Raw genomic sequence first — 11,853 nt, 5'->3', positions numbered from 1 at the left:
GGAGCAATCGAGCACGCTGCGCGTCGCCGAGTGCAGGAGCGTTCGGTGAAACACGCCTTTCCGTTTCACCGAACGCGACGAACGAGGCGACCACAAGCGCAGCGGAGCGCGGAGCGAGGCTTGCCGAGCGACGCAATCAAACGCGGTAGGGATATCCCCCGGACCGATTGGCTGGATAGCCTGATCGCGCCGAGGCCCGCCGTCCGGGACCGTAGAGGCATGACCGAGACAGCGAGCACGAGCCGCAACCACCTGGTCGAGCACCAGGTCCGTGACCACCCGGTCCGCGACGACGCGGACCTGCCCGAGTTCCTCCTCTACGACACCCCCGCAGGAGCCGACGATGTGTCCGACGCCGAACCGGCGGTCACGATGATCCGCGGGGTCGGTCGGAACCTGGGAGCGATCTGCGGCCTGTTCGTCGTGACCCTGGTGGCGTTCATCGTCTGCACGACGCTGTTCAGCCTGGGCGTCTCGCTGCTGATCCTGGTCGTCGGCCTGTTCATCCTGGTCGCCTGTCTGATGGTCGCGGGCTGGACGTCGCGGGTGACCAAGGGACTGCTGCGGTTCGCCGGCGTGGCCCTTCCGGAGACGGTCTATCCGCCGCTCGGGTCCGGCTTCGCGATCTTGCGCCGGCTGCGCGATCCGCAGTCGTGGCGCGACCTGCTGCACGTGCTGGTCGGGTTCGTCGTGTCGACCTTCTCGTTCTCGGTCGCGGTCAGCTGGGTGGCCGGCGCGCTCGGCGGGATCACGTTCTGGTTCTGGGGTCGCTTCCTGCCCGAGGACAACCACGGGCTGGCCGAGCTGCTGGGCTTCCCGGGGTTCTATGCCGAGGTGATCCTGGAGTCGATCGTCGGCGTGCTCCTGCTGGTCAGCGCGCCCGCCGTACTGAGCGGGCTGGTTCGGTTGCACGGAGCGATCGCCCGCGGCCTGCTGGTCGACGAGCGCGGCGCTCTGCGGCGCCGGGTGAGCCAACTGACCGAGAGCCGCAGCGCCGCGGGCGAGGCGGAGGCGCACACCCTGCGCCGGCTGGAGCGGGACCTGCACGACGGCCCGCAGCAGCGCCTGGTCCGGCTCGGGATGGACATCTCCAGCGCTCAGCGCCGGCTCGAGACCGATCCGGACAAGGCCAAGGAGCTGCTGGCCGAGGCGTTCGAGCAGTCGCAGGAGGCGTTGACCGAGATCCGCCAGCTGTCCCGTGGGATCGCCCCGCCGATCCTGACCGAGCAGGGTCTGCACGCCGCCATCACCACGCTCGCGGCCCGCAACAGCGTGCCCACCACCGTCGACGTCGGCGCCGTCACCCTGACCGACGCAGCCCAGAACGCGGCCTACTTCGTGGTGGCCGAGTCGCTGACCAACATGGAGAAGCACAGCGCCGCGTCCCACTGCAGCGTGGAGGTCCACCAGGTCGGCGGCGTGGTGGTGATCGCGGTCACCGACGACGGCGTGGGCGGTGCCTCATTGTCCCGCGGGCACGGCCTGGCCGGCCTGGCCGACCGGCTCGCCGGGGTGGACGGGACGCTGACCGTCACCTCCCCGCGCGGCGGCCCGACCCAGGTCACCGCTACCCTCCCCGCCTTGGCCGGCTGAGGTCGTACCGCTCGTCTCCCACTGCCACATCGAACCCACTCCGCACCTCAGGTGGTGACTCCGCACCCTGCGCACAGGGTGCGGAGTCCACCTGCGAGGTGCGGAGTCGACGCGGTGAGGCGACCTTCGACCGCTGAGCCCGGCGTCAGAGCCCGCGTCGAGCGGACGGACCGGCCCAAGCGCTCGTCGCGGATCAGCCGAGACCGTGGACGAAGCCCTCCCGCCAGGACCGGTACGTCGGCTGCCAGTCGAGCTCACGCCGGGCCTTGGCGTTGGACGAGCCGCGTGCGCTGGTCATCATCGCGAACAGGTGCGGCCCGAGCAGGGGGCGAGCCAACCAGCCGGGGATCCGCCGCGGCGGCGGGGCGCCGAGCGCGTCGGCCAGGAACGGCAGCCAGACCGAGACCGGAGCCGGGTCGTCGTCGACGATGTTGAAGATCCCCGGCGGCCCGTCGAGTGCGGCCACCGTCGCCGCCGCGGCGTCCTGGATGTGGCTGAACGACCAGATCCCGCCGCCGTCCCCGACGACCGGGAACATCCGCTTCCGGATCGCGTCGGTCTGCTCACCCTCCCGGGCCAGCCCGGTGCCCGGGCCGTAGAAGCCGCCGTAGCGCAGCACGACGCCCTCGATCTCGGGCGCCCCGGTCACCAGCGACTCCAGCCGCCGGATCGCGGCCAGCGTCTGCCGAGCATTGGCGGCCGGCGACGGGTCGAAGGGATCGCTCTCGGTTTTCACCGGCCCGCCGACCGGTTCGTTGGTCCAGCCGGTGAAGCTCTGCGCAACGACCCGCCGCACTCCGGCCGGCCCGGCGGCGGCCAGCAGGTTCTCGGTTCCGACGGTCCGCAGCCGGTTGGTTTCGGCGAACGCGCGGTCGATGTTGCGCAGCGCGGACGCGCCAAGGTGCTGCAGCGCCGTCGCCTGATGGATCACCACCTCCGGACGCACCCGGTCCAACGCGCCGGCGACGGCGGAACGGTCCAAGACCTCCAGCACCACGCCCTCGCCGCCGGCGGCCTGGATCGCCGGCACTCGGGCCGCCGACCGGGTGGTGCCGAGCACCTGATGACCGGCCTCGACCAGCCGCGGCACCAGGGACGTACCCATCGCCCCGGTGGCCCCTACCACCAGCACCCGCATGATCGAACTCCTCGTCCTCGGCATCGCTTCCGTCCCGGAGACGAGGCAGCACCCGGCGTTGTGACACGATCGGGCGCGTGAGTCAAGCCGCCATCCTGGACCTGCGGCCGTACCTGTTCTCGATCGCCTACCGCATGCTCGGCACCGTGTCCGACGCCGAGGACGTCGTGCAGGAGGCGTATCTGCGGCTGGCCGGCGCGACCGACGTCGAACACCCGAAGGCGTACGCGGCCACCGTCACCACCCGAATCGCCATCGACACCCTCACCTCGGCCCGCGTCCGCCGGGAGCGGTACGTCGGCCAGTGGCTGCCCGAGCCGCTGCTGAGCGACGAGCTCGGCCCGGAGGAGCGCTTCGAGCTGGACGAGTCGGTCTCGATCGCGTTCCTGGTGCTGCTGGAGACGCTGAGCCCGTTGGAGCGCGCGGCCTTCGTGCTGCACGACGCGCTGGATTACAGCTACCCCGAGGTCGCCGCCGTGCTGGAGCGGGACGAGGCCGCCTGCCGCCAGCTCGTCTCGCGGGCCCGCCGGCACCTGGACGCGCGCCGGCCGCGGTTCGAGGCGGACCGCGACCAGCGGGACCGGCTTGCGAACGCCTTTCTCGCTGCTGCCGCCGACGGCGACGTCGCGGCGCTGGAGCAACTGCTGGCCGAGGACGTCCGCTGTGTCGGCGACGGCGGCGGCAAGGTTCCGGCGGCCGCGAAGCCCGTCGTCGGCCGGACCCGTTCGGCCCGGTTCCTCGCCGGCCTGGTCCGGCAAGCCGATCGGCTGGATCTCGCGGCGCGGGCGACCAGGGTCAACGGTCAGCCCGGACTGCTGCTGACTGCCGGCGAGTACGTCGTCGGTGTGCTCGAGCTGGAGATCGCCGACGGGCAGATCCAGGCCGTGCACAACGTGATCAACCCGGACAAGCTGCGCCATCTCGGCCCGGTGACCGACTGGGACTCGCTGCGAGTGGGGCGCTGAGCCGTGCGCGTGCTGGTTGCCGACGACTCGGTGCTGTTGCGCGAAGGACTGCTCCGGCTGCTGGACGAGGCCGGCCATACGGTGGTCGCCGCGGTCGGCGACGCGCCCTCGCTCGTCACCGCCGCGATCGAGCACCGGCCCGAGGTGGCCGTGGTCGACATCCGGATGCCCCCGACGATGACCGATGACGGGCTGCGGGCCGCGGTCGAGGCCCGCTCCGCGGTGCCGGAGATGGGCGTGCTGCTGCTGTCGGCGTACGTCGAGAAGAGCTATGCCGATGCGCTGCTCTCCGATGGCCGCGGCGGGGTCGGCTATCTGCTCAAGGACCGGGTGTCCTCGCTGGACGCGCTGAGCGACGCGCTGACCACGATCCGAGGCGGCGGGACGGTGCTGGATCCGGAGGTGGTGGCCCAGTTGCTGGTGTCACGCCGCGCTGATCCGCTGGACCGGCTCAGTCCGCGCGAGCGCGAGGTGCTCGCGCTGATGGCGGAGGGACGGAGCAACTCCGCCATCGCCCAGCGCCTGGTCGTCTCGCCCGGCGCGGTGGAGAAGCACATCGGCAACATCTTCACCAAGATCGACCTGGTCGACGCCGGCGCGGACAACCGGCGGGTGCTGGCCGTGCTGGCCTGGCTCGAGCGGCGCTGAGTGAGTAATTCCTGACCCTAGAATCGCCGCGATCACCCGGTTCGCGCTCAGCCGACCGGAGTGCCGCGAATCGAGAGTCGAGAATTACTCACGCGTCTGGAGTCACAGCCGGAGTCACAGTCCGAGCACAGTCGTGAGCCGCAGTCGGCACAGTCCGCCCGCCAAGAGTGGTCGCCATGACGATCAGCACGGATCCGGTCGCTGTGACGGACGATCTTCGGGCCCGCCGGCACCAGCCGCGCCACGATCAGTCCCGCCCCGAACAGGACGGGCTCGAACAAGACGGGCTCGAACAACACGGGCTCGAAAGGCACGGGCCCGAACGGCACGGGCCCGAACCTCACAGCCCCGAGGTCGCCGTGGTGGTCGACATCGTCGTGCCCGTCCACAACGAGGAGACCGACCTCGGACCGTCTGTCCGCCGGCTGGACGCCTACCTGCGCACCGAGTTCCCCTACTCCTACCGGATCACCGTCGCCGACAACGCGAGCACCGACGGCACCTGGCAGGTCGCCGCCGACCTCGCCGCCGAGCTGGACCGGGTCTGCGCGGTGCGGCTGGCCGAGAAGGGCCGGGGCCGAGCGCTCAAGACCGTCTGGTCGTCGTCCCCGGCACCGGTGCTCGCCTACATGGACGTGGACCTGTCCACCGATCTGCGCGCTCTGCTCCCGCTGGTCGCGCCGCTGATCTCGGGCCACTCCGACCTCGCCATCGGCACCCGGTTGTCGTCGGCCAGCCGGGTGGCGCGCGGACCGAAGCGGGAGTTCATCTCGCGCAGCTACAACCTGCTGCTCAAGGGCACCCTGGCCGCGTCGTTCTCCGATGCGCAGTGCGGGTTCAAGGCGATCCGGGCCGACGTGGCCGCGCGGCTGCTGCCGCTGGTGGAGGACCACAACTGGTTCTTCGACACCGAGCTGCTGGTGCTCGCCCAGCGCTCCGGCCTGCGGATCCACGAGGTGCCGGTGGACTGGACCGACGATCCGGACAGCCGGGTCGACATCGTGCACACCGCCCGCCAGGACCTGGCCGGCATCGCTCGGTTGGCGCGCGGTCTGTTCACGGCAAGGATCCCGGTGGACCGGCTCCGGGCCGAGCTGGCCGCCAGGGAGGCCGTTCCGTCGGCGGTGCCGGGGGTCCCGCGCGGCATGTTCGGCCAGCTGATCAGGTTCGGCGCCGTCGGCGTACTGAGCACACTGGCGTACTTCCTGATCTATCTCGGCCTGCGCGAGTTCACCGGTCCGCAGGCGGCGAACCTGGCGGCGTTGTTGATCACTGCCGTCGCCAACACGGCGACCAACCGGCGGCTGACCTTCGGGGTCACCGGCCGGGACTCGTTGATCAAGCACCACGCCGGCGGGCTGATCGCGTTCGGGGTCGGGCTGGCACTGACCAGCGGTTCGTTGTGGGTTCTGCACCACACCGTCGCCACCCCGGACCGCTGGCTGGAGATCGGCGTGCTGCTGATCGCGAACGCGGTCTCCACCCTCGTCCGCTTCCTGGCCCTTCGGCAGCTGATGTCTCGCCCTGGTTCATGATCTAGGGGTGAGCGAACCGATCGAGCGTCTCGCCGGCGGCAACGTCGCCGGCGAGGTCCTCAAGATCGGAAGCGTCGTGCACAAGCCGGCGACCGCGGCGACACCGGCCGTCGCAGCACTGCTCCGCCACCTCGAACATGTCGGCTGCGTCGCCGCGCCACGCTGGCTCGGTCTGGACGACGAGGGCCGGCAGATGATCGAGTACGTCGACGGCCCGCTGGCCGACACCCGGCCGATCATGGACCAGGCCGGCCTGCGCCGGCTCGGTTCGATCATCCGCGACCTGCACGACGCGCTCGCTCTGTTCCGACCGCCGCCCGACGCCCGCTGGGACGTGGTCATCCCACCGGACCGCGAGGATCTGATCTGCCACCACGATCTCGCGCCGTGGAACCTGGTGCTGGGCGAGGATCGCTGGGTGTTCATCGACTGGGACGGCGCGGGTCCGGCGTCACGGCTGTGGGATCTCGGCTACGCGGCCCACGGGTTCGTGCCGCTGCACGCCGGCGGCGACCCCGCCGTCGACGGACCGCGGTTGCAGGCGCTGGCCGAGGGCTACGGCCTCGATCCCGATCAGCGGGCAGCGCTGGTGCGAGCGGCGGCCGGTCACACCCGCGGGATGTACGACCTGCTGGTCCGCGGCGCTCGCGACGCCGTGCAGCCGTGGGCCCGGCTGTACGCCGAGGGACACGCGGAGCACTGGGGGCCGGCGGCGACGTACATCGAACAGAACGCGGATCTGCTCGCCGGACCCTTCCCGGACTGACCCGCTCGGGAGCGGTCGTTCGGCGGGTAGGGTCGCGATCATGGCGACGACCCCTCCGCGCTACGAGTTCGAGGTCGGCGACCGGGTCGTCAAGATCAGCAACCCGGACCGGGTCTATTTCTCCGCCCGCGGGGAGACCAAGCTGGACCTCGCCCGCTACTACCTCAGCGTCGCGGACGGGATCGTCAACGCGCTCTATCATCGGCCGTGCATGATGCACCGCTTCCCGGACGGGGTGGACGGGGAGAAGGTGCACCAGAAGCGGCTGCCGAAGGGAGCGCCGGACTGGGTCGAGACGGTGCGGGTGCACTTTCCGCGCTACAACCGTTTCGCCGACGAGCTGTGCGTGTCCCACCCGGCCGACGTGATCTGGGCGGTGCAGATGTCGACGGTGGAGTTCCACCCGTGGAACTCGCGTCGGGACGACACCGAGAAGCCCGACGAGTGGCGAATCGACCTGGACCCGATGCCGGACGCGGTCTATGCCGACGTCCGCCGGGTCTCGACCGTGGTGCACGAAGTGCTGGACGAGCTGGGCGCCGTGGGCTACCCGAAGACATCCGGCGGCAAGGGCCTGCACATCTACGTCCGGATCCCGCCGGACCACGGATTCACCGACGTACGCCGGGCCGCGCTGGCCTTCGCTCGCGAGATCGAGCGCCGGGCCCCCGACCTGGTCGACCTGACCTGGTGGCGCAAGGACCGCCGGCCGGACTCGATCTTCGTGGACTACAATCAGAACGCCCGCGACCACACGATCGCGTCGGCGTACTCCGTTCGCGGCACGCCCGAGGGGCGCGTCTCCGCGCCGCTCGCCTGGGACGAGATCGCCGACGCCGAGCCGGGCGACTTCACCATCGCGACGATGCCGGCGCGCTATGCCGAGATCGGCGACCTGCACTACGACATCGACGATCACCCGTACCCGTTGGACACCCTGCTGGACTGGGCGGCACGGGACGAGACGAAGCTGGAGACGCCGCCGGAGGAATAGCTCAGCGTGGCTTGGAGAGCTTGCTCAGCCCCTCGCGAATGCGGCGCTGGTTCTCGGGCTTGGACAGTTCACGGCTGGCGACCTGCACGACCTTGGCGATGACGGCGCCCTTGAGCAGGCCCTTGACGAGGCTCACGACTGGTCTCCTTTGGTGTCGGGGTCAGTCAGAAGTGCCGTCCACTCTAGGTGCGCATACCGAGCATCCGGCCGATCGGCACCCTGGACCTCCCCTGATCAAGCCCTTGCTCGGGTCGGAAGACCGCTGGACAGGGTCGGACCGGCCATGTCGCACATCGACCTCGCGCGGCGTCGAACGGCGGGAGCAAACGCTTTCCGCGAGTTGCGAGGTCGATCCGCGACATCACGCAGCCCTGACACCCGGGCATCGTCCAGTCGACCCCGAAACGGCCCGAGCCGGTTGGGCCGCCACGACGCTCCGACGCCGACCTCGCCGCGCCCCGCTTCGTGGACCTCGCAGCGCCCCGCTTCGTGGACCTCGCTGGGTGGCGCTGTGCGGCATGGGCTGGGTGCCGCCGCGCGGACCTCGCCCGCGGGTGCCATTCGCGGACTCACCGAAGTCGCACTTCGAACTTCGCGGACCGAACCGACGTGGGCGTCGGCCCTCGGTACTTCGAAGGCCACGTCGCGCGGCCGCCCGCGACTTCGCTCATCGGCGACGGCGAGCGAAGTCGCGGTTCGGTGCGCGAAGTGGGTTCGCGTGAGGCGGCACGCCGCGCAGCAGGACTGCAACGGCCGTCCTGCCGAACCCGACATCACGCCTGACTGTCGATCGCGTCGCTAGAGCCCGAGGGACTTTGCGAGCGCCTTCGCTTCGCGCGACGGCGCTCGAGCACCGAAGATGTCGCCGGTGCGCAGCCGGATCGAGGAGAGCTGTTCGAGGGCGTCGATCAACTGGGGCGCGTACGTCCGCGGGTCCGCCTCGGCCCGTGGGCGCAACAGTTCGACGACACGCTCGTTGGCGGCGCGAGACCGGCGTCGCTCCCCCGCCGCCTTCGCGCTCTGCCACTCCGCGATCGCCCGGTCGAGCTCGTCCGGCTGCTGGGGCTCGGGCTCGCCCTCTCCAGTTGCTTCCGGCTGCGCCGGCGGCTCGGGCTGTACGGCCGGTTCGGGCTGCGCGGCCGGCCCAGGCTGCGCGACCGGCTCGTCCACAGGGACGGCGTCGCGCTGGGCCGGCGAGTCGGCCTCGAGCGCAAGCGCCGCGTCGCGTTCGGCAGCCTCCCGCTCGGCCCGCTCGCGTTCTGCCAACTCGTGAGCTTCACGTTCGGCCTGCTCCCGCTCCGCCCGGTCGCGATCCGCCTGCTCGCGTTCGGCCTGCTCGCGTTCGGCCTGCTCGCGTTCGGCCTGCTCACGCTCCCGCTCAGCCAGCTCCTGAGCCTCGCGCTCGGCCTGCTCACGCCGGGCCTGCTCTTCGGCCACGCGCTCAGCCTCCTCACGCTCACGCGCCAACCGCTCACCTTCGAGCCACTCCGCGACCTGACGCTCGTGCTCGACCCGCTCCCGCTCCGCCTGCTCACGCTGAGCCGCCTCGCGAGTCTCGCGCTCCGCCCGCTCCTGCTCGAGTCGCTCCCGCTCCCGCTCCGCCGCCTCGCGTTCGGCCTGTTCACGCTCGGCCCGCTCTACGGCGACGCGCTCTGCCTCCACCGCCGCAGCTCGCTCAGCCTCCTCACGCTCACGCGCCACGCGCTCACCTTCGAGCCACTCCGCCACCTGACGCTCATGCTCGACCCGCTCCCGCTCCGCCTCCCTACGCTCCGCCTGCTCACGCTCCGCCGCCTCACGAGCCTCGCGCTCAGCGGCCGCACGCTCTACCTCTTCTCGCTCGGTCTGCTCACGCGCTTCGCGCTCTGCCTGCTCACGCGCTTCCCGTTCGGCCTCCGCGGCAGCCTGCTCGGCGGCTTCACGCGCTTCGCCCTCTGTCCGCTCCCGTTCCGCTTGCTCCCGCTCGACCCGCTCGCGCTCTTCGCGCTCAGCGGCGGCGCGCTGCGCCTCGGCCGCAGCAACGCGATCCACCTCGTCTCGCTCCGCTTGCGCACGCGCTTCCCGCTCAGCCTCCTCCACGGCAGCCTGCTCCGCGGCCTGACTGGCCTCGTACTCAGCCCGCTCGCGCTCGGCCTCCGCTGCAGCAGCCTGCTCCGCGGCCTGACGAGCTTCGAGCTCAGCCCGCTCGCGCTCAGCCCGCTCCCGTTCCGTCTTCTCCCGCTCGAACCGCTCACGTTCTTCGCGCTCAGCGGCAACCCGCTCCGCCTCGTCTCGCTCCGCTTTTTCACGGGCTTGGCGCTCCGCCTCCTCCGCGGCAGCCTGCTCTGCAGCCCGGCGAGCTTCGTGCTCGGCATGCTCCCGCTCTGCCTGCTCACGCGCCTCGCGCTCTGCCTGCTGACGCGCTTCGCGCTCTACCTGCTCGCGCTCTTCCTGCTCCGCGGCGGCGCGCCCGGCCTCCGCCGCGGCCTGATCCGCCTGCTCCCGCTCGGCCTGCTCCCGCTCGGCCTGCTCACGCTCTGCCTGCTCACGCTCGGCCCGCTCGAGCTCCTCGAGCTCGGCGGCGAGCTGCTCCAGCTCGCGCTGCTCGGCCTCCTCGCGGGACACTGCCTGCTCGACCGCCTGCCGTTCGGCCTCGGTCCGTTCCGCCGCCAGCCGCTCCTCCTCCAGACGGTGCGCCTCCAGCCGCTCCTCACGGCGACGCTTGATCTCCTGCCGCTCGGCCTCCTCCTCGGCGGCCCGCCGCTCGGCTTCGATCCGCTCCGCCTCGATCCGCAGCGCCTCCGCGCGCTCCGCCTCCAGCCGCCGTCGCTCCGCCTCCTCGGCGGCCCGGCGCTCGGCCTGGCGCTGCTCGGCGTCCCGTCGCGCCAGATCGGCCGCTGCCGCGGCCTGTCGCGCCTCCTCCAGCCGGTGCGCCTCGGCCCGCTCGGCCGCGGCCCGAGCCTCGGCCTGACGCACCAGCTCCGCCTCCGCCTCCGCAGCGGACTGGGCCGCGACGCCCGCGGTCGACGCGGCTAGCGACCGGACCGCGTCGAGCGCGTCCCAGCCGGGCTCGGCCGCGCCTGGACGACGCCCGGGCCGAGCCGCGGACGTACCCAGCTCGCCGACCAGCGCGCGATCGCTCACCCGCGCCGCCTCGGCGCGCGCATCATCCTCGGCCAGCGTCGCCTCGCCCTCACGGCCGGCCAGCCGCAGATCGGTGCCCAGATCGTCCAGCGCCAGCGCCAGCTGAGCGATCGCCGGTTCACCCAGCCGCTTGGTGAGGGCGCGAAGCGAGTCCACGAGCGCGCGCCGGACCACCAGCCCGCGCTCCGGCTCGCCGCCGCCGACAAGCCGGTCCGCGACGACCCGGTTCAAGGCGAACAACGGCTCGGCCAGCCGCGCCAGCAGTGCCGGGCTCAGCCGGCCCGCGTTTGCGAGCCGGCCGTCGACGACCCGGACGTACGCCTCCCGGGCCAGCTCGTCGTGGGTCAGCGCCGCGCTCACCTGGCCACCGGACCAGCGGCAGTCCGCCACCAGCCGATGCACGTCCATCGCCAGGTACGCGTCCGGTGCCGCGGCGAGACCACCCTCCACCAGCCGGTCCAGGGCCGCGTCGGCGAACGCGTTCGCGGGCCCGACGGTGCCGGCGTCGAGCGCGGCCCGGGACTGCACCGACAGCGCCCGGACGGCTGTAGCCGGCGACAGGTGCTCGACGATGTCGAGATGCTTGCGCAGCTGGTCCTGCCACTCGATCGTCGACGTCATGGTCCGGCCGGCGGCGTCGTGCACCCCGACCCCGAGCTGCAGCGCGGCCAGCTGGACAGCGGCGGTGAAGTAGCGGACGGCGTCGGCGACCGGCGTATACGGCCCGATCGGCCCGTGCTCGGCCAGCAGCTTGCCGGCGAGCACCACCGACTCCTGCGCGTCCGCGGCCGCGTCGCCGTACGCGTGCCCCTGCAACCGGTGCGCGGTCAGCTCGACCAGCGCGTCCCCGAGCTCGGCCCCACGCGACGGATCCGAACCCACCCAGCCACGGATCCGCTGGACCGACGACACCAGCTGCTTGGTGCGCTGTGCGTACGGATCCTGCGGTTGCTTCTGGCCCTGCTGCTTCTGCGCCATCGGTCCCTCTCCGGGAAGGGGTCGGTCGCGCCTACTGTTCCACAGCTGGGCATCCCGATCGGCGCAGATCTCGGCCCGGGCGTCTCAGCAGGGCCGGTGGTCACTCTTCACCC

The 11,853-nt window shown here is 71.9% G+C and carries 9 protein-coding genes; 6 read left to right on the top strand and 3 right to left on the bottom strand.

Annotated elements, in window-relative coordinates:
* The first annotated feature begins 219 nt into the window (after positions 1 to 219).
* Positions 220 to 1,593, top strand: a complete 1,374-nt coding sequence (locus tag ABD747_RS22495; protein WP_344808868.1) for a sensor histidine kinase — start codon at positions 220 to 222, stop codon at positions 1,591 to 1,593.
* A 193-nt stretch (positions 1,594 to 1,786) separates the two neighbouring features.
* Here the strand turns inward: ABD747_RS22495 and ABD747_RS22490 are convergent, their stop codons facing one another.
* Positions 1,787 to 2,731, bottom strand: a complete 945-nt coding sequence (locus tag ABD747_RS22490; protein WP_344808866.1) for an NAD-dependent epimerase/dehydratase family protein — start codon at positions 2,729 to 2,731, stop codon at positions 1,787 to 1,789.
* Between the two features lie 77 nt (positions 2,732 to 2,808).
* On the opposite strand from ABD747_RS22490, the gene ABD747_RS22485 reads away from it, so the two are divergent.
* The 5 genes from ABD747_RS22485 (at position 2,809) to ligD (ending at position 7,639) form a co-directional block, all read left to right on the top strand.
* Positions 2,809 to 3,696, top strand: a complete 888-nt coding sequence (locus ABD747_RS22485; protein WP_344808864.1) for an RNA polymerase sigma-70 factor — start codon at positions 2,809 to 2,811, stop codon at positions 3,694 to 3,696.
* 3 nt (positions 3,697 to 3,699) lie between these two features.
* Positions 3,700 to 4,344 carry a response regulator transcription factor gene (locus ABD747_RS22480; RefSeq protein WP_344808862.1) on the top strand — a complete coding sequence of 215 codons (645 nt, stop codon included), beginning with the start codon at positions 3,700 to 3,702 and terminating at the stop codon, positions 4,342 to 4,344.
* A 176-nt stretch (positions 4,345 to 4,520) separates the two neighbouring features.
* Complete coding sequence (locus ABD747_RS22475) at positions 4,521 to 5,879, top strand: bifunctional glycosyltransferase family 2/GtrA family protein (RefSeq protein ID WP_344808860.1); 1,359 nt, start codon at positions 4,521 to 4,523, stop codon at positions 5,877 to 5,879.
* Positions 5,880 to 5,886: 7 nt separating this feature from the next.
* On the top strand, positions 5,887 to 6,645 hold the full coding sequence (locus ABD747_RS22470) for a phosphotransferase (protein WP_344808858.1): 759 nt from the start codon (positions 5,887 to 5,889) through the stop codon (positions 6,643 to 6,645).
* A gap of 40 nt (positions 6,646 to 6,685) precedes the next feature.
* Complete coding sequence (ligD, locus tag ABD747_RS22465) at positions 6,686 to 7,639, top strand: non-homologous end-joining DNA ligase (RefSeq protein WP_344808856.1); 954 nt, start codon at positions 6,686 to 6,688, stop codon at positions 7,637 to 7,639.
* A 1-nt stretch (position 7,640) separates the two neighbouring features.
* On the opposite strand, the gene ABD747_RS22460 is transcribed toward ligD, so the two are convergent.
* Both ABD747_RS22460 and ABD747_RS22455 read right to left on the bottom strand, forming a co-directional pair.
* Positions 7,641 to 7,775, bottom strand: a complete 135-nt coding sequence (locus ABD747_RS22460) for a hypothetical protein (protein ID WP_344808854.1) — start codon at positions 7,773 to 7,775, stop codon at positions 7,641 to 7,643.
* A 662-nt stretch (positions 7,776 to 8,437) separates the two neighbouring features.
* The gene (locus ABD747_RS22455) at positions 8,438 to 11,740 is read right to left on the bottom strand and encodes a hypothetical protein (RefSeq protein ID WP_344808852.1); all 3,303 of its coding nucleotides are present in this window, start codon (positions 11,738 to 11,740) and stop codon (positions 8,438 to 8,440) included.
* Positions 11,741 to 11,853: the final 113 nt, after the last annotated feature.

The organism is Microlunatus ginsengisoli (assembly GCF_039537205.1).
Taxonomy (GTDB): domain Bacteria; phylum Actinomycetota; class Actinomycetes; order Propionibacteriales; family Propionibacteriaceae; genus Microlunatus; species Microlunatus ginsengisoli.
Note: the sequence above shows the minus strand (reverse complement) of the source record. Positions and strands in the feature narration are given on the sequence as shown.

Excerpts from the sequence above, each read along its gene's own strand:
- ABD747_RS22490 (WP_344808866.1), bottom strand. The coding sequence starts at position 2,731 with ATGCGGGTGCTGGTGGTAGGGGCCACCGGGGCGATGGGTACGTCCCTG.
- ABD747_RS22495 (WP_344808868.1), top strand. The coding sequence starts at position 220 with ATGACCGAGACAGCGAGCACGAGCCGCAACCACCTGGTCGAGCACCAG.
- ligD (WP_344808856.1), top strand. The coding sequence starts at position 6,686 with ATGGCGACGACCCCTCCGCGCTACGAGTTCGAGGTCGGCGACCGGGTC.
- ABD747_RS22455 (WP_344808852.1), bottom strand. The coding sequence starts at position 11,740 with ATGGCGCAGAAGCAGCAGGGCCAGAAGCAACCGCAGGATCCGTACGCA.
- ABD747_RS22475 (WP_344808860.1), top strand. The coding sequence starts at position 4,521 with ATGACGATCAGCACGGATCCGGTCGCTGTGACGGACGATCTTCGGGCC.